The sequence below is a fragment of the Streptomyces sp. NBC_01431 genome (genome assembly GCF_036231355.1).
Classification (GTDB): Bacteria; Actinomycetota; Actinomycetes; order Streptomycetales; family Streptomycetaceae; genus Streptomyces.
Window position 1 is genome coordinate 7,936,632 of the sequence record NZ_CP109496.1, and the last position, 25,227, is coordinate 7,961,858.

Annotated in this window: 22 protein-coding genes and 1 pseudogene; 17 read left to right on the top strand and 6 right to left on the bottom strand. The window is 69.4% G+C overall.

Going from position 1 to position 25,227, the window contains the following annotated elements:
- Positions 1 to 3 precede the first annotated feature (3 nt).
- From OG522_RS36140 to OG522_RS36165, 6 genes are all read right to left on the bottom strand, one after another.
- Positions 4 to 1,350 carry an LLM class flavin-dependent oxidoreductase gene (locus OG522_RS36140; protein WP_329467246.1) on the bottom strand — a complete coding sequence of 449 codons (1,347 nt, stop codon included), beginning with the start codon at positions 1,348 to 1,350 and terminating at the stop codon, positions 4 to 6.
- Positions 1,347 to 2,117, bottom strand: coding sequence for an ABC transporter ATP-binding protein (locus OG522_RS36145; protein ID WP_329467247.1), 771 nt, complete (start codon positions 2,115 to 2,117; stop codon positions 1,347 to 1,349). Before OG522_RS36145 ends, OG522_RS36140 begins: the two co-directional genes overlap by 4 nt.
- Positions 2,093 to 2,941: an ABC transporter permease gene (locus tag OG522_RS36150; RefSeq protein ID WP_329467248.1), complete on the bottom strand. Its 849-nt coding sequence runs from the start codon at positions 2,939 to 2,941 to the stop codon at positions 2,093 to 2,095. Before OG522_RS36150 ends, OG522_RS36145 begins: the two co-directional genes overlap by 25 nt.
- Before the next feature lie 5 nt (positions 2,942 to 2,946).
- Positions 2,947 to 4,020: an ABC transporter substrate-binding protein gene (locus OG522_RS36155; RefSeq protein WP_329467249.1), complete on the bottom strand. Its 1,074-nt coding sequence runs from the start codon at positions 4,018 to 4,020 to the stop codon at positions 2,947 to 2,949.
- 272 nt (positions 4,021 to 4,292) lie between these two features.
- On the bottom strand, positions 4,293 to 4,445 hold the full coding sequence (locus OG522_RS36160) for a hypothetical protein (RefSeq protein WP_329467250.1): 153 nt from the start codon (positions 4,443 to 4,445) through the stop codon (positions 4,293 to 4,295).
- Positions 4,446 to 4,499: 54 nt separating this feature from the next.
- Entirely contained in the window at positions 4,500 to 5,711 is a 1,212-nt protein-coding gene (locus tag OG522_RS36165; protein ID WP_329467251.1) for an ROK family transcriptional regulator, read from the bottom strand.
- 394 nt (positions 5,712 to 6,105) lie between these two features.
- Between OG522_RS36165 and OG522_RS36170 the strand changes: the two genes are divergently transcribed.
- The 17 genes and pseudogenes from OG522_RS36170 to OG522_RS36250 all read left to right on the top strand — a co-directional run bounded on the left by OG522_RS36170 (position 6,106) and on the right by OG522_RS36250 (position 25,221).
- Complete coding sequence (locus tag OG522_RS36170; protein WP_329467252.1) at positions 6,106 to 6,396, top strand: alpha/beta fold hydrolase; 291 nt, start codon at positions 6,106 to 6,108, stop codon at positions 6,394 to 6,396.
- Between the two features lie 21 nt (positions 6,397 to 6,417).
- On the top strand, positions 6,418 to 6,819 hold the full coding sequence (locus OG522_RS36175; RefSeq protein ID WP_329467253.1) for a nuclear transport factor 2 family protein: 402 nt from the start codon (positions 6,418 to 6,420) through the stop codon (positions 6,817 to 6,819).
- A 192-nt stretch (positions 6,820 to 7,011) separates the two neighbouring features.
- A pseudogene (locus OG522_RS36180) lies at positions 7,012 to 7,179 on the top strand (IS701 family transposase); the annotation flags it as partial.
- A 68-nt stretch (positions 7,180 to 7,247) separates the two neighbouring features.
- Positions 7,248 to 7,814: a transposase gene (locus OG522_RS36185; protein WP_329467254.1), complete on the top strand. Its 567-nt coding sequence runs from the start codon at positions 7,248 to 7,250 to the stop codon at positions 7,812 to 7,814.
- A 563-nt stretch (positions 7,815 to 8,377) separates the two neighbouring features.
- Positions 8,378 to 9,988: a BTAD domain-containing putative transcriptional regulator gene (locus OG522_RS36190; protein ID WP_329467255.1), complete on the top strand. Its 1,611-nt coding sequence runs from the start codon at positions 8,378 to 8,380 to the stop codon at positions 9,986 to 9,988.
- 154 nt (positions 9,989 to 10,142) lie between these two features.
- Positions 10,143 to 10,928 carry an SAM-dependent chlorinase/fluorinase gene (locus OG522_RS36195; RefSeq protein WP_329467256.1) on the top strand — a complete coding sequence of 262 codons (786 nt, stop codon included), beginning with the start codon at positions 10,143 to 10,145 and terminating at the stop codon, positions 10,926 to 10,928.
- A 94-nt stretch (positions 10,929 to 11,022) separates the two neighbouring features.
- The gene (gene asnB, locus OG522_RS36200) at positions 11,023 to 12,840 is read left to right on the top strand and encodes an asparagine synthase (glutamine-hydrolyzing) (RefSeq protein ID WP_329467257.1); all 1,818 of its coding nucleotides are present in this window, start codon (positions 11,023 to 11,025) and stop codon (positions 12,838 to 12,840) included.
- Between the two features lie 92 nt (positions 12,841 to 12,932).
- Positions 12,933 to 14,480 (top strand): amino acid adenylation domain-containing protein, encoded by a 1,548-nt coding sequence (locus OG522_RS36205; RefSeq protein WP_329467258.1) that lies wholly within the window; start codon positions 12,933 to 12,935, stop codon positions 14,478 to 14,480.
- Between the two features lie 74 nt (positions 14,481 to 14,554).
- The gene (locus tag OG522_RS36210; RefSeq protein WP_329467259.1) at positions 14,555 to 17,527 is read left to right on the top strand and encodes a condensation domain-containing protein; all 2,973 of its coding nucleotides are present in this window, start codon (positions 14,555 to 14,557) and stop codon (positions 17,525 to 17,527) included.
- Positions 17,528 to 17,656: 129 nt separating this feature from the next.
- Complete coding sequence (locus OG522_RS36215; RefSeq protein ID WP_329467260.1) at positions 17,657 to 18,727, top strand: NAD-dependent epimerase/dehydratase family protein; 1,071 nt, start codon at positions 17,657 to 17,659, stop codon at positions 18,725 to 18,727.
- Between the two features lie 13 nt (positions 18,728 to 18,740).
- Positions 18,741 to 19,760: a thioesterase domain-containing protein gene (locus tag OG522_RS36220; protein ID WP_329467261.1), complete on the top strand. Its 1,020-nt coding sequence runs from the start codon at positions 18,741 to 18,743 to the stop codon at positions 19,758 to 19,760.
- A gap of 37 nt (positions 19,761 to 19,797) precedes the next feature.
- Positions 19,798 to 21,708, top strand: a complete 1,911-nt coding sequence (locus OG522_RS36225; protein WP_329467262.1) for a B12-binding domain-containing radical SAM protein — start codon at positions 19,798 to 19,800, stop codon at positions 21,706 to 21,708.
- The gene (locus OG522_RS36230; RefSeq protein WP_329467263.1) at positions 21,705 to 22,418 is read left to right on the top strand and encodes a hypothetical protein; all 714 of its coding nucleotides are present in this window, start codon (positions 21,705 to 21,707) and stop codon (positions 22,416 to 22,418) included. Before OG522_RS36225 ends, OG522_RS36230 begins: the two co-directional genes overlap by 4 nt.
- A 3-nt stretch (positions 22,419 to 22,421) precedes the next feature.
- Positions 22,422 to 23,453, top strand: coding sequence for a hypothetical protein (locus tag OG522_RS36235; protein ID WP_329467264.1), 1,032 nt, complete (start codon positions 22,422 to 22,424; stop codon positions 23,451 to 23,453).
- A complete protein-coding gene (locus OG522_RS36240; RefSeq protein ID WP_329467265.1) occupies positions 23,453 to 24,091 on the top strand; it encodes a DJ-1/PfpI family protein in 639 nt (212 codons plus the stop codon). The genes OG522_RS36235 and OG522_RS36240 overlap by 1 nt, the downstream gene beginning before the upstream one ends.
- Positions 24,084 to 24,827 carry an SDR family oxidoreductase gene (locus OG522_RS36245; protein WP_329467266.1) on the top strand — a complete coding sequence of 248 codons (744 nt, stop codon included), beginning with the start codon at positions 24,084 to 24,086 and terminating at the stop codon, positions 24,825 to 24,827. Before OG522_RS36240 ends, OG522_RS36245 begins: the two co-directional genes overlap by 8 nt.
- Complete coding sequence (locus tag OG522_RS36250; RefSeq protein ID WP_329467267.1) at positions 24,817 to 25,221, top strand: RidA family protein; 405 nt, start codon at positions 24,817 to 24,819, stop codon at positions 25,219 to 25,221. The genes OG522_RS36245 and OG522_RS36250 overlap by 11 nt, the downstream gene beginning before the upstream one ends.
- Positions 25,222 to 25,227 lie beyond the last annotated feature (6 nt).

Here is a 25,227-nt window from a genome sequence, read left to right on the forward strand (position 1 = left end):
CTTTCAGACTCGGGTGAGGGTCGGGGAGGTGGTGTGCTGGTTGGCGGGGCGCGGGAGGCCGTAGCGGTCGCGCAGGGTGCCTCGCGGTCCGTACTGGGTACGGAACAGGCCGCGGGCGCGCAGGATCGGCACGACGTGGTCGACGAAGAGCCCGAGGCCGGACGGCAGGACGGCCGGCATGATGTTGAAGCCGTCGGCGGCGCCCAGGCTGAACCAGTTCTCGATCGCGTCGGCCACCTGCTCGGGCGTGCCGGCGAAGGTGAGATGACCGCGTCCGCCGCCGAGGCGGCCGATGAGTTCGCGGACGGTGAGCCGCTGGCGCCGGGCGAGTTCCACGACGAGGGTGTAGCGGCTCTTGGCCCCCTCGATGTCGCTCTCCGGCGGCAGATCGGCGGGCAGTCGGGCGTCGAGTTCGAGGATGCCCGGTTCCAGGTTCAGCAGGTGTTCGAGCCGGTGGAGGCCGTGCTCGTGGACGATGTGGTCCTCCAGGACCTGCTCGTGTGCGCGTGCCTCGGCCTCGGTGGAGCCGATGACCGGGACGATGCCGGGCAGGATCTTGAGGTGGTCGGGGTCCCGGCCGGCGGCACGCGCCCGGGACTTGAGGTCGGCGTAGAAGTTCTGCGCGTCCCCCAACGTCTGCTGCGCGGTGAACACCGCTTCGGCGTACCGGGCCGCGAACTTCTTGCCGTCCTGCGAGGAGCCCGCCTGCACGAGGAGCGGGTAACCCTGCGGGCTGCGGGGGACATTGAGTGCGCCTTCGACGCTGAAGTATGTGCCCTTGTGGCGCGGCGGGTGGACCTTGCGCTCGTCGCCCCAGACCCCTGCCGCCTTGTCCGCGACGACCACGTCGTCCTCCCAGCTGTCCCAGAGCTTGAGCGCCACGTCCAGGAACTCGGCGGCACGCTCGTACCGAGTGGTATGGGTCGGCTCGTCGTCGAGCCCGAAGTTGCGGGCAGCCTCGGCGCCGGCGGTGGTGACGATGTTCCAGCCCGCCCGGCCGCCGCTGATGTGATCGAGGGAGGCGAAGCGTCGGGCCAAGTTGTAGGGCGAGTTGTACGAGGTGGAGGCGGTGGCGATGAGACCGATGTGCTCGGTGGCCAACGCCAGCGCGGTCAGCAGGGTGAGCGGTTCGAGCACGCCGGCCGGGCGCTGGCCGACGTTGCTGAAGAGGACGGGGCCGTCGGCGAGGAAGAGCGAGTCGAAGGTGCCGTGTTCGGCAATGAGGGCGAGATCGCGGTAGTGGTCGAGGTCGACACTCGCGTACGGGTCGCTCTCGGGCAGCCGCCAGGATGCCTCGTGGTGCCCGGTGCTCATGAGGAAGGCGTTGAGATGAAGTTGGCGCCGGGTCACTGAGGGTCCTCCTGGTGTTCTGCGTGCTCTTGGTGTGCTGTTACGCCGAGGGCGGTGAGCAGCCGATCCCTGTACTCGCCGAGCAACGGGTCTCGGTACGAGCGAGGGTGCGGGCGCTCGATGGTCAGGTCGAGGCCGATGCGGCCCCGATCGAGCACGAGGACCCGGTCGGCGAGGACGATCGCCTCGTCCACGTCGTGTGTGACGAGCAGGACGGAGGGTCGGTGGCGCTGCCACAGCTCGCGCAGAAGTGCGTGCATTCGGATCCGGGTCAGCGCGTCCAGGGCGCCGAACGGCTCGTCGGCCAGGAGGAGTTCGGGCTCCCGCACGAGGGAGCGGGCGAGCGCGGCGCGCTGGGCCTCGCCGCCGGACAGCTCGTTGGGCCAGGCTCTCTCGCGCCCGGCGAGCCCCACCTCGGCGAGGGCGGCGCGCCCGCGTTCGGCGGCTTCCTTGCCGTCCGTCCCAAGGAGTACGTTGTCGAGGACGCGGCGCCAGGGCAGCAGCCGGGAGTCTTGGAAGACCACGGACACCCGTTCCGGGGCGGCCAGTTCACCGCTGCCGGTGACCCGGTGATCGAGCCCGGCAATGGCGCGAAGGAGCGTGCTCTTGCCGGAGCCGCTGTGCCCGAGCAGGGCCGTGAACTGCCCGGCCGGGATGTCGAGGTCGATGCCGTCGAGGACCGTAAGGCCGTCGAAAGAACGGGTCAGTCCGGCGAGGCGGACCGTCGGGGACCCGCCCGCGGTCAGTTGCTCAGTGTGCGTCGCCACGACAGTACCCTCCGTTCGACGATGCGGACCGCGCTGTCGGAGATGAGGCCGAACACGCCGTAGATGAGCAGGCCGACGAGGATGATGTCGGTGCGGCCGTAGTTCTGGGCCTGGAACATCAGGTAGCCGAGGCCACTGGTGGCGTTGATCTGTTCCAGGACCACCAGGGAGAGCCAGGAGCCAGTCACGCCGAGCCGCAGGCCCACGAAGAAGCCGGGCAGCGCTCCGGGGATGACGATCTGCTGGATGAAGCGAGCCCTGGACAGGCCCTGGACATCGGCGAGTTCGACGAATCGTCGGTCGATCCCGGACAGCGCGGCGTGCAGGTTCAGATAGACCGGGACGTAGACGACGATGGCGATGATCGCGACCTTGAAGGTCTCGCCGATGCCGAGCCAGAGGATGAACAGCGGGATCAGACCGAGGGTCGGGATCGCCCGGTTGAGCTGGACCGTTCCGTCGATCAGCGCCTCGCCGACCCGGCTGAGTCCGGCCGCGAGCGCGAGGACCACACCGGCGGTCAGCCCGAGGGCGAACCCGTATCCGGCGCGTTCGAGCGAGGTGAGCACGTCGGTGGACAACGTGCCCTCGCTCCATAGCCGGCCGGCGGTGCCCAGTACCGTCCACGGGGCGGGGATCGCGGCCGGGTCCAGTTGCCCGGCGGCGGACGCGCCCGCCCACAGGGCGAGCACGAGCCCCGGGCCGATGAGCCGGGAGGCGGGCAGCCGCTTGCCGGGCGCGAGAGCGCGGCTCCGGGTGCGAGGTACCGGCGGGGCTTGCTCGGCGGGTGTCGGGACCACGGGTGTCGTAGCGGTGGTGGTCATGGCCGTCACCTCTGGTACTCGGCCGGGACGGCCTGGGCCGCGAGGCCCTCGAAGCGCCGGTCGAAGAGCGAGTCGACCGTGAACCTCTTCACGAAGCCGCCCTCGGCGAGCAGGTCCGCGGTCTCCTGCTCCCACTTCACCGCCTCGCCCCAACTGGGCGGGAAGAGCGGCTTGTTGGCGAGCGCGGTGATCGACTGCGCCTGCGCGGTGGTGAGGTTCTGGGTCTTGACGTAGAACTCCTGGTTCCAGGTGTCCGGGTGCTCGTAGGCCCACACCTGGCCCTTGGCCCAGCGGGGGATGTACGCGGCGACCGCGGCGGCCTTCGCCGGGTCGGCGAGGACCGAGGTCGGGGCCCACAGCAGGTTGAGGAGGTCCACGACATCGGTCGGGATGGTGTGCGCGCCCTTGGGCCCGTATTGCTTGAGGTAGGCCGGGGCCTGCTGGTTGGCGAGCGGGGCGATGTCGACCTGGCCCGCTTGGAGCGCGGTGAAGAACTGATTGCTCGTCAGCGGCACGAGGTGTACGTCGTCGTCCTTCAACCCGGCCTGCTTCAGGGCTCGTAGCAGGACGACGCCCTGCGCCTGCCCCTGAGAGAAGGCCAGCTTCTTTCCCTTGAAACCCTGGACGTCTCTGATGTCACTGCCGGGCTTGGTGGCGAAGACGTAACTCGGCTTTCGGGTGATGTTGATCGCGACGATCTTCGCGTCATACCCCTGGAAGTGCGCCTGGATCGGCGGGATACCCGCATTGTTGGCGACGTCCAGGGATTTGGCGCGGAAGGCGTTGATGACGTCGGGACCGGCGCCGGTGTTCACCCAGTCGGACACGGTGAAGGGCAGATCGGTCAACCCCGCCAGCTTGAACTGGAGTTGCTGTACGCCCTGGTACGAGGCGATCTTCAGGCTCGTACCGGAGGGGACGGAGGTGGCCAGCGGGGCGGATGCGGACCCCTTGAACCCGGAGTCGGCGGCGCTGGCACCCGCGCAACCGGTGAGGGAGGCAGCGGCGGCGACGCCGAGGAGGGAGGACATGAACAACCGCCGGTCGACACCGGGCACGACTGGGGACACTGGTGGCATGGAGGGACTCCGTGAAGTCAAGGGGAACCCAAGGGGACTCAGGGTGTGGAACTCGTGCGCCATTCCGGAACCCGGGCACGGCGAAGCCAGGAAAGCCAGGAAGGGGAAGGACGCGCCGAAATCGGCGCACGCCAAAAGAGTGCGACAGAAGAATGAAGGGGTGCGGGGCCGCGAGTGCGCCTAATGCGTCGACGTGTCAACATTCCCGCAACAGTGCGTCGCTTCATCGACGCTTCGTGGGGGCATCAACCCGTCATAACTGCCGCGTCACATCAGCAACAAAGGGTGCGGCCGATCCGCATCAAGTCGATGAAGCGGCACTTGGTGAGCGGAACCTGCCGCGAGAGTGCCGGCGCGACACCGGTGATCCGGTCGCGGACCTGCCGCGACCGGATCACCGGGGAGAATTCCTGCGCGCTGCTCATGCCCAGAATGTTCGCGGCCCGGCACAACCTCTGTCAACATTCGGAGTTTCTGAATTAATTCGGCCCCGCAGGTACGCCTGATATCGCTGACACGCTCAGCGGATCACGGTAGAGCACGTCCAGAGCAACGGAACCGCCCGCCACAGCAAGGACGGAGTCCGGGAAACTGCTCGGCATGACGAGCGCGGCACGCTCCTCCCCCACCGCCTCGCGCAACGCGCCGAGGCAGTCGTCCCGGTACATCACCCCGGCCTCGGTGATGACGACCGTCTCCGGGTTGAGTACGTCGAGCAGCAGCCGGGCCGCTCGCCCGACCATACTGGCGCGCTCCATGAGGAGTCGTGCCGCGACCGGATTCCCATCAGCCGCGGCACGCACCACGTGCATCGGGTTCACCGTGCTGATGACCCCCCGCTCGCGCGCCCGGCGGCACAACGTCCGTTCGCTCAGCTCGACTTGGAGGCACCCGGTCCGGCCGCAGTCGCACGGCTCCGTTCCGCCTTCCAGCGGCAGATGGGCGATCACCCCGGCCTGCGAGCGGGGACCGTGGTGCACCCCGTCGTGGGTGGCGAAGGCCGCGTCCACCACATTGCCGACGAAGAGGTGCAGCACACTCCGGCTCCCTCGCACCCGCCCGAACAGCTGCTCCCCGTTGACCAACGCCCTTGCGTGTCCGTCCACTTGGACCGGCAGGCCGGTGTGTGCGCCGATGGCCTCGCGGACGGCCACGTCGTGCCAGACGAGGAGCCCGTGCTCCACGATGGTGCCGGAGTCCCGGTCCACCCAGCCCCCGGCGGCGACCCCGACGCCCAGCGGGGTGCGGTCGTCGGCCTCCGCGAGGAGCGCGCCGAGCCCGTCGGCGGCGTTCGCGAGAACCCGGCCCGGCTCGGTGCCGTCGCCGTGACCTAGCCGCCGCTGGGTGACCACCCGCCCGCGCAGGTCGAGCAGCGCGACGGTGGTGTACGGCACGGCCACGTGCACCCCGCCAACGACGAATCGGGAGGCGTCGAGATCGACCGGTATGTGAGGACGCCCGGCCCCGTTCGACTGCCGGGGCGCGGCCGCCCCCCGGATCAGGCCGAGGGCACCCAACTGGGCGCAGTGGTCGGTCACCGACGCCGGGGAGAGGCCCGTCAGCCGGGCGATGGTGCTCCGGGCGACCGGTCCGTGCTCAAGCACGGACCGCAGGACGACGCTGGCGCTTGCCCTGCGCCGCGCGCTGTCCGTGGCCCGGCGTGCCGCTGGGAGTGCCGTTGAAAGGGGCATGGGAACTTCCTCGGGGAGTTGGTCCGACACTGCGCCGTCTCGTGGTCGGCGGTCCGGACTCGCTCCGGCCGCCTCAGAGCCTGTGTCTGAATCCTCGTCCGGATCAGACCGCGGCGTCTGGTGCGTGCGATCACAAGGGCTCTCAGCTGGGGCGACAGGTGACCGTGCCCTGGCGCCGCAGGTCGACATAGCGACGCGACGCGAAGTTCTCAGCCTGGGCGACCATGGCTCGAAGCTAGCAAACCGGCCCGCGGCTGCCCAGATGCCGCCCACGGTACGGACCCTGCCATTGCCGAAAATTTCATCCGCCCTGACGGGAGTGGGTGTACCGGGTGTCGCGGATGGTCGACCGTGGTTCTTCGAGTCAGCGCTCTCGCGCGGTTGGAGGGCACCCGTGCTCCGTGACGACCCGAAATCCGTGGCATGGGCGCTGCGCAGCATCCTGATCGGCCGCAAGGACGAGCATCGTCGCCTGAACACCATCAGGGACGTACTCATCCTCGTCATCGCGGGCGAGGAGGACAGCCAGTTCCCCGTGCACGTGGTCCGAAAGATGGTCGACGCCATCCCCGGCAGCGCCTTTCGCATCCTCCAACACATCGCCCACCTGGCAGCGCGCGAGAACCCCGCCGAGGTCAACGCGGAGATCGACGCCTTCCTCAACGCGCTGCCCATCGCTGGCTGACCACGACCAAGGGGGTCTCGCATGACGACGAACACGGCGCATCCGGCGAACGTCCCTCCATGGATCCTGAAGTTCATGGACGCCATCGACAACCTGTCGTTCGACGGGGGCTTCGCACCCCTCACCGACGATACCGAGCTGTACTTCGGCACCACACACCTCTACGGCGTCGAGGCCATCAAAGCGTTCTTCGTCAAGATCGACGAACCGCTGCACATCACCCACGAGGTACTGGAGTTCTGGACCGCACCCAACGGCGTCCGACTCCTACGCGGCGAGGCCACCATGTCCAAGAAGAGCGAACCGGGCCGCGTCGTCCACGACCCGTTCACCCATATCTTCTACCTGGTCGACGAAAACCCACCCCGCATCCGCGAACTGCGCATCACCGCAGGCCCGTTGGAGACCCACGCTGTCATGTGACTCCTGCGGCCACGTGATGACCGCGGATGCCGAAAGAAGTCGCAGGCGGACCGTTTTCTTCGAGGGGGGACGCCGCTCGCCGGGGTGGAACGACGGCCAAGCAACCGCAAAGGAACCAGGAATGAGTGAGAGGAGAGTGGACCGGCACGCTGTCCTTGCTCGTCGCTCACGGTGCGGCGGGCGGGTGATGGAGGCCTGGGCCCGGACCACTTCGAGGGACGTTCCTGGCCCGGCCGGCACCACCATGTCACCCTTGTGACCGCCGCCCACGCCTTCCTCACCGAGCAGCGGCTCTCCCCAAAAGCCCCCACGCCGGCCTCACCCTCTACTGCGTTCTCGACCTCCTCCAGGACACGCTGAGGTGCTGGACCGGCACCTGCACCACCTGCCACCCCCCGCTCACCTCTCTTGGTTCAGGTGCGAATTCCGTGCCGCGGGTGCTGGGGGTGGATGAGTTCGCCACGAGGAAAGGGCGTCGGTACGGCACCATTCCGCTCGACTGCGAGACCCGGCAACCCGTCGATCTGCTGCCCGACCGCGAGGCCGGGACGCCGGCCTCCCGCCTGCGCGAGCACTCCGGTGTCGAGATCGTGTGCAGCGACCGCGCGACGTTCTTCGCCGACGGCGCCCGCGATGGCGCACCGGGTGCCCAGCACTGCGCCGACCGGTGGGACGTGTGGAACAACCTCGGCGAAGCCTTCGAACCCCTCGCCTCGCGCCACCGTGGTCTCCCGCACGACCTCGACAAGCCGGAACCCCTACCCGGCCCTGCCCCCGACCGGAGCCGGAGCCGCCCTGTCGGCCCGGGGCGCTGGAGCAGGTGGCGGCCCAGTACGCAGCGCCCGCCGCGGGACAGGACGCCCCCTGGCGGCAGCTACGTGAATGAGCGGCCGCAGACGGGCTGGAGCGGCATTTGGTTGCCGACCGTACGGGCCGACCTTCGGTGCATCAAGGTCTGCCCGATGGGACCTTCACAAGATCCGGGCAGCGGATGATCCTGGCTTTGCGTCAGTGAGCCCCGGAGTGAGGGGCTGATACACGGATTCATGGAGGATGTCTCCTGTGTCGGCCGACTTTCGCCTGCATTGACTTTGTCATTCCATTCCAGTGGGGCCTTCAAGAGGAAGTGATAGTAGGTCGGTGAAATTCCGACCCCGCGCATATGTTGTGACGCCACGCCGTGTTCGGCGCTCCTGGCCCAGAGATGGTTCGCGGCATTCGGCAGACCCTGTCCCATGCCGGCCGGAGGTCCGATCTTACTCGGAAGGAAAGTCGATTGGCTCAAGGAATAGGATTCTCGATCCTCGGCCCGGTGCGCGCCTGGAGCGGCGGCAAGGAATTGGACATGGGGCAGCCGAAGCAGCGGGCCATTCTCGCTTCGCTCCTTCTGCGTGACGGTGGACAGGCGACGATATCCGAACTGGTGGCAGACGTTTGGGGCGAAGAAGCGCCCAGCTCTGCCGTCGGTTCCATTCGCACTTATATCTTTCGCCTCAGGAAGGTTGCCAAGGAGAGCGGCCTCTTTCGGATCCAGTCGACCAGCGGCGGATATTCCTTGGTGACCGCCCCGGAGACGATCGACTTGAACATGTTCAAGCGATGCGTATACCTGGCCCGTGAGGCTCGCAGAAACGGCGACCACGCGAAGTCCGCCTCTTTCTTCGGTGAGGGACTGGCGTTATGGGCGGGCCCTCCACTGGCCGGAATCCCCGGACCGCGCGCCGAAGCCCAGCGCCACCTCCTCGGTGAACTACGGCTGACCGCTCTTGAGGAGCGGCTCGCCAGTGACATCGAACGGGGCCTGTACGCCGAGTCCGTCGCCGAGCTGTCGGCGCTGGTCACCGAACATCCGCTGCGTGAGCGGCTGTGCGAACTCCTGATGATCGCTCTGTATGGGGCGGGTCGGCCGTCCGAGGCGCTCAACGCCTTCCACGAGGTGGGGCACCTTCTGCGCAAGGAGCTCGGGATCAGCCCGTCCGCCAGCTTGCAGGCGGTGCAGCAGCGGATCCTGTCCGACGACCTGCCGTTGGCCAGGGAGGCCCAGACCGTTGTGGACCCGCCGGTGACCGCCGCGGTCGTGCCGGCCCAACTGCCCGCACAATTACGTCATTTCGTTCGTCGCGATGATTGCGACCGCCAGATGTCCCGGCTCCTCGACGGCGCGTTGTCGGCCCCGGCGATGCTGACCTGCGCCGTCGTCGGCATGGCGGGCGTCGGCAAGAGCGCGCTGGCCGTGCGGTGGGCGCACCAGGTCGCACCCCGGTTCCCCGACGGCCAGCTCTTCGCCGACCTTCGCGGCTTCGATCCGAACCGCGACCCCCTCGATCCGGCCGGCGTACTGGGGGAGTTCCTCCGGACGCTGGGCGTCGGGGCCGCTGACGTTCCCGAGGGCGTGGCCGCGCGGTCGGCCCTGTTCCGCAGCCTGCTCGCGGGACGCCGCGTGCTGGTCCTGCTGGACAACGCTCGTGACGCCCAGCAGGTACGCCCCTTGCTCCCCGGCACCGAAGGCTGCCTCGCCCTGGTGACCAGCCGTCGCCAGATGTGGGGACTCGTCACCAGCCACCAGGCCCACCTGATCCCGCTCGGTCCCCTCGACGAGGCGGAATCGCGTGAACTGCTCGTCCACCTGCTGGGTAGGCGGCGTGTGGAGGCAGAGCCCACGGCGGCCGACGAGATCGTCTCGCGCTGTGGCCGGCTCCCCTTGGCCCTGGCCGTCGCCGCCGCACGGGGCCGCGCCGGCTTCCCGCTCTCCGCCATCGCCATGAAACTCCGCATGGGCAGGGGCACTCTGGATGCGTTCATGGGCACGGGCGACCCCGAACTGGACGTCCGCGAGATTCTGTTGGGGTCGTACAGGGTGCTCACGCCACAGGCGGCCGAGTTGTTCCGGTCCCTCGCCCCGCACCCCGGCCCGCAGCTGACCGCGCAGAGCGCGGCCGCGCTCGCCGGGCTGCCCCTGCGGCAGGTCTCCGGGCTCCTGACCGAGCTCAGCCAGGTCCATCTGCTGACCGAGCACGCGGACGGCCACTACTCCTGGCACGAGCTGGTGCGTGCGTACGCCACCGGACTGCTCCAGTCCCGCGACGGCGCGGTGGAGTCCGGCCCGGCGGTGAACCGACTCGCCGGCCACTTCCGGTCCGGCCCGGACCCCGTCCGCTCGGCCGTGTAGATGAAAAGTTCATTTCTTGTCGACGTGCGGCAGAAATCATCAATCAATGGGTGGATGAGTCTTCGCGCATTCGACGGGATCCCAGTGTCCCGCTTGAGCGCAACGTCTTGATGTGCCCGTGTGAACGTGTTCCGAAAAGAACTGGAGGGGTGCGATGCGTCGAATTGTCGTGGTCACGGACTGCAAGGACGTCTCGTTCAACGAGATGTGTGGGGCGATCCACAAGGAGGCGGCGGAGATCGGACGCCCCGTGTTCATCGAGCAGGTCGTCCCGGTCGAGAGTTTCTCGGAGGTCAATGCGTCGTTCCTGACCCGCTTGATGGCCGAAAACTATCCGGCGGGCACGGTCATTTACACGCTGGTGTCGAAGACGAAGAACCTCCGCGACTCCCACGAGGTCATCTGGGGGGAAACGCTCTCCGGTCACATCTTCGTCGGCTCGAACTTCGGGTATTTCGGCTGGCTCGCCAAGGACCTGGGAGTGAAGCGCCTGTACGAACTCAGGGACGTGCCGCAGACCAGCTTTTCGGGGAAGACGTACATCGCCCCGATCGTCGCCAGGATCGCGGCCGAGGACGAGTCACGCATCACTGAGTTCCCCTATGACGAGCACCAGATCGACGACGTCGAGATCGCCGAGGGAATGGTGACCCACATCGACAACTTCGGCAACGTGAAGGTTATGACCGACGTGGGCGACCGGCCTCACGACGAACCGCTGGAGCTGATGCTCAACGGGCGGGTCCTGTGCCCGGCCACGCACATTCAGACGCAGATCTATCTGCAGCGGGAGCAGGGGCAGGTGGTGCTCTACCGCTCCACCTCGTTCGACGACATGACGGACGTGGGCATGGTGCGCGGAAACTTCGCCGAGGCCCACGGCGTGCGCATCGGCGATCTTCTCACCTGGACCGTACGCGCCGGAGGCGCGCAGAGCTGATCCTGCGGCAGGGCCGGTGACTCCCATGCGCCCTGACCTGTGTTTACGGACGAGTTCACGGACAAGCGGGGCACTGCCCTGCCGGAGGTAGTGAGTGTCGGGTATTACCGGTTGGGTGGACGGCGGGCGGGACCTGCGTGACGAGGGTCCGACCGCGGCGCGCATGGCGGCCGGAATCGCCACGCGGGGCCGGCGGGGCGAGGGCCAGTGGGTCGGGCGGCACGCCTTGCTGGCACAGCGTACGGACGCCGCGTGGCAGGGGGCCGTGCCACCGGCGCTGTACGAGGAGAACGGCCGCCTCCTCGCGGTCGCGGTCTGCGACGGGGAGTTGCACAACGCCGAGGAACTGTGGGTGGCTGCCGGAGGTGGCGCACGGCCGGGCGACCGCTCCGTCGCGGACGTCATTCTCCGGGCTCATCTCCGGTGGGGAGAACGGGCAGCCGAACGTTTCGAGGGCACCTTCGCCTTCGCGGTCTGGGACGCCCGGACCGGGGAACTGACCCTCGGCCGGGACCGGTTGGGGATCAAGCCGCTCAGCTATGCGCCCACCCCGAACGGAGCGGTGTTCGCCTCCGACGTCACCTCCCTCGTGGCACACCCCATGGTGCGTCCCGTCCTCGACGCCGACGCGCTCTGTTCCCTGCTCACCCAGATACGTCCTGCGGGGCACGGCGCGCTCGGCGGCGTGCGCGAGGTGCCCGCCGGCCACACCGTACGGATCGTCGCCGACCGTCAGTCTCCCCGCAGATACTGGGGGTTGGAGGCGCGCGAGCACACTCTCGGCAGGGACGAGACCGTCAAGCAGGCGCGTGACCTTCTTGAGGACGCCGTCGCCAGGGAGATGCGATGCGCCGACGGAGCCGGCCTCGGAGTGCTGCTCTCGGGCGGCCTCGACTCCAGTGTGCTGACCGGGCTCGCCGCGACGGGCGGGGGCAGGGTGCCGCGGACCTTCACCGTGATGTTCGGGGACACCGCGGCGCCCGTGCCGGACCGGCCGTACGCCGAGGAGGTCGTCCGGTTCTGGGGATCCGAGCACCAGGAGGTCGTGGTCCGGCCCGCCGAGCTCTCCGACCCGGCGACGCTCGCGGCCGTGCTGGCCGCCAAGGACTACCCGACCCCCTTCGGCGACAAGAACATCACCCCCTTCCTCTTCAGCGGGCAGGTGGCGCGGCACGTGCCCGTCGCCCTCAGCGGCGAGGCCGCGGACACGGTGTTCGGCGGTCCGGGCGGAGTGATCACCGAGGGGCGGGAACTGACGACGTTCCCCTGGATCGAGCTGTCCCGGAAGTTCGGCATGGACCACGGCATCGGTACCGGCCTCTTCGACGGAGGTCTGCGGCGCACCCTCGATGTCACCGGTCACCTCGACCGGATGTTCCGAGAGGCGGTCGCCGAGGTGCCGCATCTTCCCGGAGCCCCGGCTCCCGACCGGCTGGCCCGGCAGGTGGACTACCTGATCGTGACCCGGCTGCTCGAACAGGGCGTGCAGCACTCCGAGCGGCTGGCCGCCGCGGCGGGGCTCCAGCTGCGCTTCCCCTTCGCGGACCACAGGCTCTTCTCCTACCTGTACAACGTGCCGCCTCGTCTCAAGTACTTCGACGGGCGCGAGAAGAGTCTGCTGCGGGTCATCGCCAGGGACCTGGTGCCCGCATCGGTGCTGACGCGCACCAAGGTGCCGTACCCCATCACCTACGACACGCGGTACAAGGCAGCCCTGGCGGGCCGACTGCGGACCCTGCTCGACGACTCCGCGGCACCCGTGCGCCCCCTGCTGGACGTGCTGGCCGCCGAACGGATCGCCGAGAACCCCAGACTGCTCGACCGGGGTGGGTGGCTGGGCCGGGCAGACGTCGAGATGGTCCTCCAACTCAACGACTGGGCAAAGAGGTTGAACCTGTCCTTCAGCCTCTGACCGCCCCGGCCCCGGTCCCGTCGACCCGGCACTCCGCCGCTGCGTCCCCTCTGTCTCCTGACCGTCCGATCCGAAACGGTGGCACTGCATCCATGCCGAACCCACGCCCCACCGGCTCCGCGCTGTACCGGCTGTTCGCCGACCAGGTCGTCCGGGCCGGCGAGCACGAGGCGGTCCGCGACCAGGACCGAAGCCTCACCTACAGCGAACTGTCCGCGCGGGTCCGCGTCCTGGCCGAGGCCGTCCGGGAGCGGTGCCCGGGAACGGGATCACGGATCGGTCTGTACCTCGGCCGTACCGTGGACCTCGTGGCCGCGGTGCTCGCCGTGACCGCCGCGGGCCACGTCTACGTGCCGCTCGACCCGGCCTACCCCGCCGAGCGGCTCCGGTTCATGGCAGAGGACAGCGGCCTGTCGCTCGTCGTCTCCGACCGGGACCTCCCGGCCGAGCTCCACGCACTGCCCACCGTGCGCGTGGATGCCCCGGCCCCCCTGCCGGAGCCGGCCCACCCGTGGGCCCCGGCCGACGTGGCTTCCGATGCGATTGCGTATGTCATCTACACCTCGGGGTCGACGGGGAGGCCCAAGGGTGTGGAGGTGCGGGGCAGCAGTGTGGTGGCGATGGTGAACTCGGTACGCGCGCGGTACGCGTTCTCCGCCGAGGACGTCTGGACGTTGTTCCACTCCTACTGTTTCGACTTCTCGGTATGGGAGATGTGGGGCGCCCTGGCCACGGGTGCCACCCTCGTCCTCGTACCGGCCGAGACGGCGCTCTCACCGCGCGCCACCGTCGAGTTGCTGGCCCGTGAGCACGTGACGGTCATGAGTGTCGTGCCGTCCGTCTTCCGCTTCCTCACGGCGGCGGTGCGGCGGATGCCGGAGGCCGCCGTCGTGCTGCGCCGCGTGATCTTCGGTGGCGAAGCCGTCGACATCGCCGACATCCGGTCCTGGCGCGAGGCGCTGGGACCCCGGTGCGAGTTCGTCAATACGTACGGCATCACCGAGACGACGGTGTTCGTCAGTACCAGAACGCTCCTGGACAAGGAACTCGACCGCGAGGAGCCCGGCGCGGGCGGCGACTTCGCGAAAGACCTGGGGCGGCCGCTGGACGGCTGGGAAGTCCAGGTGCTCGATGAGGAGTTGAACCCTGTCGGGCGGGGGGCAACCGGCGAGATCTGGGTCGCGGGCGACGGCGTCGCCGTCGGCTACCTGGGCCGGCCCGAGCTCACCGAGGAGCGGTTCCGCACGCTGGCCGTGCCGGGCCGGCCGGCCCGCAGGTACTACCGCAGCGGGGACCTCGCCACGAGAACCGCCGATGACGTCTACTGCTACGCGGGCCGCGCCGACGACCAAGTGAAGATCAACGGGTTCCGCATCGAGCTGGGAGAGATCGAGGCGGTGCTGCGCGGGGTCGACGGCGTGGAGGACGCAGCGGTGGTTTGCGCCCGCAGCAGGGCCGGCGGGCCCGTGCTGACCGCCTTCTTCTCCTCGAAGGGCGATCTGCCGGGCGAGGAACTCGCGGACCGGGCCCGCGCGGTGCTGCCCCGGCACATGCAGCCGAGCCGATTCGTGAGGCTGGCCGAACTGCCCCGCAACCCGTCCGGAAAGACCGACCGCAAGGCCCTGTCCGAGACCCGTTAGCCGTACCCGAGGGCCGGTGCCGCACACACGCGTGGGCGTGACCGGCAGCGCCCGATCACGAAGGAACTCCATCCGTGGACATCAGCACCCCTCAGCACGTCCCGCTCTCCGTCGGCCAGGAAGCCATGTGGGTCGGCTGGAAGCTCGACCCCGAGCAGTGGACCCACATCATTCCGACAGCGTTCCTGGTACGGGGCGAGATCGACCGGGCCCGGCTGGAGCAGGCAGTCACTGCCCTCGGGGAGGCCTATCCCCAGCTGCGCGGCCGAGTGCGCCCGGGGCCCCAGGGGCCGGTCCTCGACTGGTCGGACGCCCCCGGCATCCCGGTACGGGAACGGACCACCGACTTGGACCGCGACGACGCCGTCCGTCGCACCTGGCAGGTGCCCTTCGATCTGCGGCAGGGGCCGCTGGCGCGCGTGGACCTGCTGCACGGCCCCGGCTACACCGTGCTGCTGATGGCGACCCACCACCTTGTGTACGACGGGGCGTCCGTCCTGATCCTGCTCGAAGCGCTGCGCGAGTGCTACGCGGGCAACCCGCCCGCACGCGTCGACCAGGTCCCGGCGCTGGCCGAATTCGCCGCCAGGTCGCGGGAGCTGGCCGACGGGCCGGCGGGTGAGGAGCACCGGGCCCACTGGCGCAAGACGCTGGCCTCGGGCCCCTTGGACTTCGCCCTGCCGACGTCCGTCGACGCTCCCGGGTACACCGTCCTGAGCGAGGACCTCCCCCCGGACCTCGTTGCCGACCTGCGGGACCGGGCGGCCGAGGCGGGCGTCTCCTATGTGACCGTCCTGCTCGCCGGTTACTTCGCGCTGCTGCGACGGCACTGCCGCACCGAGGAGGTGCTGGCCTTCGTGCCCTACCACGGCCGCTCGCTGGAATCCCTGCGCGACCGCGTCGGCTACTTCGTGAACGCCCTGCCGATCCGTGGCGAGGTGCGCGGCTCCGACACGTACGCCACTCTGATCCAACGGGTGCGCGGCCTGGTCAAGGACGCGCTGCGGCACGGAGATCTGCCGCTGCCTGCCATCATGCGCGAGGCCGGCCTGACCGGGCCCGAAGCCCGGGCGCGGACCCACCAGACCGTGTTCCAGTACTGGCACGCCGGACTGCGCGACGGAGTCGACGTCCAGGACCTGGTCCTCGACGCCCCGGATGCGCGGGCCCGGCTGAGCCTGCTCGACCTGGAGAGCACCGCCGGTTTCACGCTCGCTGTGATGGTCCGGGAGGACAGCGCCGGCACCCACGTGTTGTGGAAGGACCCCACCGGCTCCGTCGGCCCCACGGTGGTCGCCGAACTGGCCGCCGATTACCGGCGGGTGCTGCGGGAGATCGCCCGGGGCCCGGGCGCCACGGTGATCGACCTGGCCGAGGATCGTCCGGGCCGTGCGGAGCCGCGGGAGGGAGCGGGTCCAGTGGCGGACGGGGCCGGCCGGGCGGTTACCGAAGCCGTCGCCGCGATGGTCGACGTGTGGCAGGACGTGCTGGGGATCGACGACATCGGGACGGACGACTCGTTTTTCGAACTCGGCGGTCACTCTCTGCTCGCCGAGACGCTGGTGCTCGCCGCGGGGGAGCGGCTGGGGGTGGACGTGTCGATCCGGACCCTGTTCGACTTTCCACGGCTCGCCGAGTTCACCGCCGAGGTCCTCGGCTCCGCTGTGGCGTCCCCGGCCGGTGAGGAGGGCCCGCACGAAGCCCCGCCGGTTGTGCCGGAGTTGCCCGGGGATGCCGAGGGGGAGCCGGACGGCTGGCGGAGCGTCCCACACCGGATGAGTGTGGGGATCAGGCGCCAGCAGGGTGCCGAGGGGGAGATCCCGTCGGAGAGCATCATCTGCAAGGTCTACTACTTCCGGGATTTGGCCGCCGACGAGGAGCGGTTGCAAGAGGCCTTCCGGCGGACCCTCGCCGTCAATCCCGCGCTGGGCAGCCGGTACCGGGTCGACCCGGTACTCGGGCCGCAGTACCGCGAGGAGCCGGTCGACTATCCGGTCGTGCGGTTCGTGACCATGGAAGCGTCCGCGACGTGGGACGACCTGTGCGCCGAGGCTCAGCGGACCGCCGACGCCGAGATGGCCGGGCGGCTCGACCTGCGGGAGGGGCGCCTGCTGCGAGTTGTCTGCGTACGGCTCGGGGGGCGCGGCTTCGCCCTCGTCGTCAAGGCCGACCACACCGTCTGCGACGGCCTCTCCTTCGCCCAGCTGTTGCGGGACGTCGGCGCCGCCTATGCCACGTCGACGGAGGGGGCCTTCCTTGCGGATCGCAGGCGCCCGTCGCCGGCGGAGGTCGAGGCGGCCGAGGGCCGGGTGCTCGGTGGGCAGCAGGGGCGTGAACTGCGCGCCGCCTGGCGGAAGAAGCTGCCCGCAGGAGTTCCCGAAATACTGCTGAGGAACGCGACGCGCTGGCAGGACAGCCCCCCGGAGGGCGACTCCGTTCACTTTTCCGTACGCGGCGAGGCCTACCGGCGGCACACGGCCGAGGCGCAGAACCTGAAGGTGACGAGCTTTGCCCTGGCGGCTGCCAAGGTGCTGTTCGCCATGCGGCCCAGCATCCTCAACGACGAGCTGTGTTTCTTCTGCCCGTTCCCCGGGCGCTTCGTGCCGGAGGCCAAGGAGGTGCTCGGGAACTTCGTCAACCTCCTGCCGGTCCTCGTCGAGGCCCCTCGGGAGGGCGGCCCCGCCGACATGGTCCGTGCCGTGCGCGAGGGCCTGTTGTGGACCCTTCAGCACCAGGGGCTTCCGTTCGACGAGGTGATGGACGAGATCAGGGACGTCGACGCGACCGGCGAACAGCTTCCCCGGAAGCGGCGGGCTCTGTTCATGGCGGGCAATCAGCCGGAGGGCCTTCGGCTCGACGGCACCGCCGGTGAGACCCGTATGCCTGAAATGACCGACGCGCTCTTCGACTTCAGCCTGTGGGTCACAGACACGGGCGAGGAACTCAACTGCGGCGTGGTGTATCGGCGCGCGTTCATGCCCAGGGAAGTCGTCGAGGACTGGCTGGAGGCTCTGAACCGGCCGCTCGAACCGGCCCTCGAAGTGTGAAGGACGGTCCGGGGCCGGCTGCCACCGGCCTGCGGGAATTTTCGTAGACAGGAAGTAGATGGAAAGTAGATCGGCGCATGTGATCTTAAATGGGCAGGCCGTCTTTTCTTTCGGTGGGAGGAGGGGTGAATGAAACTGCTCGTGACGGGTGGTGCCGGATATGTAGGCTCCACTCTCGTCCCTCTGGCCCTGGGCCAGGGACATCAGGTTCGGGTTCTCGACACCCTTGAATTCGGAAGTTCGGGGCTGGAGTCGTGTCTGCACCACCCGCGTCTGGAATTGATGCGGGGCGATGTGAGGGACGCGGCGCACGTGCGTGCCGCCCTCGCCGGCGTGGACGCCGTGGTCCATCTCGCCGCACTGGTGGGCTATCCGGCCTGTCGTCGCGATGTGCGCACCGCGGTGACCACGAACGTCGAGGGGACCCGGCTTCTGCTGGAGCTGCGCCATCCCGACCAGGCGTTCCTGTTCGCCTCGACGGGCAGCGTCTACGGATCGGTCCCAGAGGGACTGTGCACGGAGCTGACGGACAACGCCCCGCTGACGCTGTACGGAGAGTCCAAATCGATCGGCGAGAAGCTGGTCGACGAGGCCGGCAACGCGGCGATCTTCAGATATGCCACGGCATTCGGTGTCAGCCCGCTGATGAGGTTGGACCTGCTGCCCAATCACTTTTCGTACCAGGCGCTCCGCAGCAGAAAAATCGTCATGTACGAATCGGGAGCCCGGCGCAGCTTCATTCACGTCGCCGACATCGCGCGCTCCTTCATCTTCGCGCTGGAGCGGTGGGAATCGTTCCGTGATGAGACGTTCAATGTCGGCGACGAACGCCTCAACGCCACGAAGAAGGAAATTGCCCTGCAGATCCGGCAGTCCTTCGATTTCGAGCTGACGATGCGTGACGACGAACGGGACCCCGACCGGCGTGACTACGAGGTCTCGTACCGGAAGATCCGTGAACTGGGTTTCACGGCGGAAGTGGGTCTGGCCTCCGGCATCAAGGAAATCGTTGCCGCGCTCCGTGGGGTGGCCAATCTGCGCGGCATGGAGACGGATCGCGTCCGGCTGAAGCCCGGCGGGGTGGGGAACCCGGCCGAGCGGCCCGCGCACCAGGAGACAGGAGACGGGCGTGTCGAACTCGGGAACACCGGCGGCACAGACATCGAAAGCCCCGACGACAGGCTCCCCAGCCCGCTTTGAGAGCGTCCTGGAGATGACCCTCGCCCAGCTGTGGGCCGAGGTGCTCGGCACGGAAGTCCCCGACCGCACGACCCGGTTCTTCGACCTGGGCGGCAACTCGCTGCTGGTATCGCTGCTGTGGGCCCGTCTCACCGACCGGTTCGACCTTCCGCTCGCCGCGTCCGACCTGTACGAGTACGCCACGGTTGCCGCCCAGGCCGAGCAGATCCGTGGCTGGTTCTCCGGTGACGGAAGGGGCGCGCTCGCCGTGGAGCTGTCCGACGGACCGGAGCCGGTCGTCGCCTGTGTGCACGGCATGTCCGGGAACGTCTACTACGCGCGCCACCTCGGGAACGCGGTCAAGCAGCGCGTCATAGGGCTGCGTGCGGTGGGTTTCGAGGGGGAGCACGATCCCCTGACCTCGGTGGAGGAGATGGCGGCCGCCTACCTGTCCGCGCTGGAGGCCCAGGGTGCGGTGGGTGGCCTCTGCCTGGTGGGCTACTGCGGGGCCTCGCTGGTCGCCGTGGAGATGGCCCGTCAATGCCGGTCGGCGGGCCGGCGCACGACGCTCGTCCTGGTCGACCCCGAGCTGTGGGGCGAGGAGGCCCGGCCCGCCGGTCTGGACGAGCTGTACCGCGAACAACTCGCGTTCGTGGCCCATCGTGCGGGTCTCACCGAGTGGGACGACCCGGCGCCGCTGCCCCGGGCCCGCGGACAGCTGTTCCGGCGGCTCCAGCTCATGGGGTTCTACCCCAGGGCGTTTACGGAGCAGCAGTTCGACCGGCAGCTGCGGGTGAGCGGCGAGGCCGCGCACGCCCTCGCGCGGTACCGGCCGCAGCCCCGGCTGGCGGTTGACGCCCACCTCATCTTCACGCAGGAGCGTCTCGACGAGCAGTTCGGCGGCGACCTCGCAGCGGTGCGGGGCCCGTGGGCGTCGCTGCTGGGAGGCCTGACGCTACAGCGGGTGCCCACCGCGCACCTTGAAGTCTTCGAGCAGGGGGCGGCCCCCGGGATGGTCGGCGCGGTGGTGGACGCCTTCGCCGCCCGGCGATGACCTTCAGTAAAGCATCCCCGTGAACACAGGAGTGGCTGTGGCCAAGCGCAGGAACCTTCCCATCGTTGCCGAGGACCCGGTCGATCACTTCACGCGGTACCGGAACCCCGGTGGCTTCAGTACCGCCGTGGTCCACCCCTTTCTGACCGAAGCGGTCGCGAAGAACCGGCTCAAGTACCGGGAGAGCCTGGCGCTCGGCTATCTCATCGCGGCGCTGGAAGCCGGCGACTACCCCGTCGAGTCGGTCAACGCCGAACTGGAGTTCCTCGCCCCGGAGGAGGTCGCCGAACGGCTCATGGCGGTGCCCGACCTCGGTCTGCTCGGGATCTCCGCGAAGTCGCAGCGCACCTACCGGGCGGCGAAGCAGATCGCCGAACTCGTCAAGCGGGAACGCCCCGAGGTGCACGTCACCGTGGGCGGCGTGTTCCCGTCCGCCGCCGCCAACGAGGTGCTGGAGGACGCGCCCCAGATCGACAGTGTCGTACGCGGCGAAGGGGAGTACGGCATCACCGAGCTGGCCTGGCGGGTGGCCACGGGGGCCCCGCTCTCGCAGATGCGCGGCCTCACCTACCGCCAGGACGGCCGGCCGAGGACCGCGCCGGAACGACCCCGCATCCGCGACCTCGACGCGCTGCCGAGGCCCGCCCGCCGCGACCTGGAATGGATCATCAAGAACGGCCGCCGCGGCGGACATTCGGCCTATCTGGTCGCCTCCCGCGGTTGCTATGCCGCCTGCACATTCTGCTCCATCCACCAGATCTACGGCGACCACAACGTGATGCGCCGCTCGCCCGGCTCCATCGTGGAGGAGATGCGGCTGATCGGCGAGGAGCAGGGGGTGCGCAGATTCTCCTTCGTCGACGACCTCTTCATCATGCCCTCACCCAACGGGTACCGGTGGGTCGAGGAGTTCTGCGACCAGATCGTCGAGGCGGGGCTGGACGTCAACTTCTATGCCGAGATGCGCGCCGACACCGTCAAGCCCGACTTCGTCCGCCGGCTGCGGGACGTCGGACTGCACCGTCTGTTCATCGGGGTGGAGTCCGGGGTCGACTCGGTCCTGAAGCGCTGGGACAAGGGCACCACCGTCGCGGACAACGAGACGGCACTGGCCAACCTGCGTGAGACCGGTATGCCGCCCCACGCCATCAACTTCGGCTACATCATGTTCGACCCGGAGATGAGTCTCGCCGAACTGCGCGAGCAGTTCCGGTGGATCAAGGACTCCGGGCACTGCCGGGTCCAGCACCTCCAGAACAAGATGAACATCTACTGGGGCACGCCGCAGTACCAGCGGATGATCGCCCAGGGCCGCACCGACACCGCGCCGCTCGGCGATCGCTGGCAGTACGAGTTCGACGACTGGCGGGTCGGCGACGTCGAGGCGGCGGTGCGCTGGTTCCACCGGCGCTACGAGTCCGAGGGCTGGAGCGAGCCCGCCATCAAGGCTCGTGAGGCGTTTCTCGCCAGGGTCAACGAAGACGTGTGCACCGTGCCCGTACCGGACTGGCTGTTCGACCTGCTCAATCAGGCCCAGCGCAAGACCGAGGGGCTGGAACGCGGGCTGTACTACGAGGCGTTCGAGCATGCCTTCGCCCAGGTGGGCGCGGACGGCCGCTGCGACGACGACTTCCGGGAGGGCCTGTGGGCGGCGCTGCTGCCGCGGATCACCGAGTTGCAGGAGCAGAGCGGGCTGTTCGAAGCCTTCGCGGACGCCCTGGACACCATCCGCGCGGTAGCGCCCGACGAGCCCGTCGACCGGCCGGCGACGGCCAGGCTGAGCGCCGACGGCACGGTGTCCGAGGTCTGGGTCCGTACGGAGACGGCCCTCCAGGGATATCGGGCCACCCCCTTCCACACGGGACCGGACCGCTGCGACCACGCGTGCACCCACGTCAGCTACACAGTCGTCGACCAGGTCACGTACGACGGGAGCGCAACGGCATGAACGAGGCGGCAACGCGGCCCCACCTGGAACGCCTCGACGCGGTCCTGCGGAACGTCGACTGGGACCGGATCGTCGAGAGCCTGGAGCCGCTGGAGCGGATCCTGCGCGAACTGGCCGCCCCCGAGGTGCTCGGCGCGCTGTACGAACGGGTGCTCGCGAAGCCCGAACTGATCCGCAGGAGCGAGCGGTTCAACCTCTTCTCGAAGGTCCTGCTGCACCGCGACCCGGCCACCGGCTGCAAGCTGCGACTGCACGTCTTCGAGGAGCCGATCGCCGAGGCGCACAACCACCGGGCGTCCTTCGCCGCCCTGATCCTGCGCGGCTCCTACACCCACACTCTCTACGGCGGAGAGGAGGCCTCGGCGCTGCTCTCCGGCGGTGAGGTCCCGCACTCGCTGTTCGTGCAGCGGCAGCGGTCCGGCACCTGCTACGCGATCCACCACGCGATGGTGCACTCGACCCTCGCCGACGAGACGACGGTGTCGCTGATGCTCCAAGGGCCGCCGGGGCGCGATGAGTTCCACATCATCGACCTCGGCTCGGGTCAGGTGCGCAGCCGGACCACGAGCCAAGGACCCGATGTTCCACAAGAGGCGGGAGAGCGCGGGCTGACCGCGGTGGACCTGGACCGGCTGCGCGGACAGCTCCGCGCGGCCGGTGTGCTCCCGGAGAAAGCGCCGGTTGGCGAAGTTTCGGCAAGGAAGAGGTGACCCATGAGGTTGGCGATTGCAGGCGTGGGCAACAACGCGGCGGCCCTGGCGCAGGGTATCGCGTTCTACGGTTCTCCCCAGGGGCAGCACCTGCCCGGTGTGACACGGCCCTGGCTGTGCGGGATACATGTCACCGACGTGGAGATCGTCGCCGCCTTCGAGACGGACGCCCGCAAGACGGGGCGGCCCTTCACCGAGGCCATCTTCGCCGGAACCAACAACTACCCGATGCTGCCGACCGGGGTCACCGGGCCCGACCCGGTGGTCCTCGAAGGGATCACCGATCCCGACCACGAGGCACAGATCGACCGGGTGGCCGACCAACTGCGTGACGCACGGGCCGACGTACTGCTGTACTCGCTGCCGACCGGGCTCCCGCAGACGGCCCTGGCCTACGCGCACGCGGCGATCCGCGCCGGTGTCCACCTCGTCAACTGCACCCCCGACCCGATGGCACGGGACGAGGACGTCATGAAACGGGCCACGAAGGAAGGCGTGCGTGTCGTCGGGGACGATTTGCAGAGCCATCTGGGCAGCTCCGTGGTCCACGGTGCGCTCCTCGAACTCGTACAGGACCGGGGCCTCACCCTGAGCGGCTCCTACCAGGTCAACTTCGGGGGCAACGCGGACTTCCAGAACCTGGTCACCAACGGCTCCGCCAAGGAGCACTCCAAACACAACGCCCTGCGCCAGCGGGTGGCCGACACCGGCAAGGTCACCGTGATCCCCTCCGGCGGGTTCGTGCCCTATCTGGAGGACCGCAAGGTCGCCCACATCTCCATCGAGGGGCGCGGCTGGGCCGACACCCCGGTGAAGCTGGACGTCGCCCTCGGGGTGCAGGACTCCAGCAACGCCGCAGGAGTGATCATCGACCTCGTCCGGATCGCCGCGGCACACACGGGCGCCGAGGAGGGCGGGTTCCCGCTCCTGGCGGCGCCGCTGCTCAAGTCCGCTCCCATTGAGGGCGACGTCCGCCACTCCATGGAGCTCGCGCGTTCGCTGCTGGAGCAGGCGTCCGCGCAACGGAACGGCTGATGGGCCGGGTCGCGGTCGTGGCGTACGACGGTGTCGACGAACTCGATCTCACCGGAGTGCTCGGTCCGCTGCGCAAGGCCGCCGCGGCCGGCGCGGCGGTGCGGGCGCGGCTGTGGGCGGAGCGCCCCGAGGTCGTCACCTCGGGCGGGCTGCGGGTACGGGCCGACGTTGTCACCCGGGCCGGCCGCCCCGAGCCGTTCGACGCCCTGGTGCTGCCGGGCGGGCCGGGCGCCCGTACCGCCGAGGTGACCGCAGTGGGGGGGCTGGCGGAGCTGGTGGGCCGGTCCCGCGACCGCGGAGTGCGGACGTACGCCGTGTGCACCGGGCTGCTGCTCGCGGCTCGGGCCGGACACCTTGGCGCGAGCTCCGTGTCCTTCCACCACCGCAAGCACGCCCTGCTGCGGGCCGCCGGATACCGGGGCCTGATCCGCGAGGGCGTGATCCGGCAGGGCCCCCTGACGACGGTGGCCGGGCGAGGCCTGCCCGCCGTCCGCCCCCTGCTGCTCGGCCTCATCGTGCTCGCCGACACGGCAGGTCCCGACGCGGCGTGGCAGGTGGCCGAACGCATGGAACTCGACGTGCCGACACTGATCCCCCTGGTGTCGGCCCAACTCCCGGAGGCAGAAGCCGATGTCTGAGCCGATAGTGGTCACCGGCGCGTCACGCGGCATAGGCAAGGCGGTGGCGCGGCGCCTCGCGCGCCTCGGCCACCCCGTCGTGGCGTGGGCCCGGTCCGAGGAGGACCTCGCCGCGCTCCGCGCGGCGGACCCCGACGGGCGCATCACCACCTGCCGGGTCGACGTCGGGGACTGGGACTCCGTGGCCCGTGGTGTGCGCACCAGCCTCGCCGGCGCCACCGCACTGCGGGGAGTGGTGGTCAACGCGGGCGTCGGCGAGTGGGGCGAGGTCGGTGACCTTACGGGGGCCGCATGGCAGACGATGCTGGCCACCAACGTCTCCGGCGCCTTCCACACCCTCGCCCAACTGCGGCCGCTGCTGCTGGCCCGGCCGGAAGGCAGCCAAGTCGTCACGATGGTCTCGGACTCGGCGCTCCATCCCTTCCCCGGACGGTCGGCCTACTGCTCCTCCAAGGCGGCACTGGCCTCCCTGACCGAAACCTTCCGCCGCGAGGTACGCGGCAACCGGGTGCGGGTGACCGCCCTGTACCCAGGGCGGGTCGACACCCACTTCCGGGGCCGTCAGCCGGGCGACCGCCCCGAGATCCTCCAGCCCGAGGACATCGCCGCAACCGTGGAGCACGTGTTCGCGCTGCCGGACCACGTAGAGCTGCGCGAGCTGTCGATCTGCTCGATCCACTCGACATACGGGCCGTTCGAGGAGAGCGCGCCGACGGAGGTGGCTCGTGTCCGCTGAACGCCGCGCCCTCGTCCCCGAGGGCCACTCGCGTCCCGTCGCCCGCTATTCGCCCGGTCTCTCGGCCCCGCTGACCGCCGGGGCGCGACTCGTGGCGGTCAGCGGCCAGGTCCCGGTCGACGCCCGGGGGACGGTCCGGTTCCCCGACGACGCGGGCCGGCAAGCCGAGTTCGTCTTCGACGCCCTCGAAGCCGTCCTCGTCACCGACGGCCTGGACCTGTCCCACGTGGTGGCCGTCACCGTCTATCTGGTGGACCGGGGCGACTTCGGCGCCGTGTCCGCCGTACGCGACCGGCGGATGCCGGTCCCGGCGCCGTCGAGCACCCTGGTCTATGTCGCGGGACTGGTCGAGCCCGGGGTCCGGGTGGAGATCTCCGCCCTCGCGGTGAGCTGAGCACGC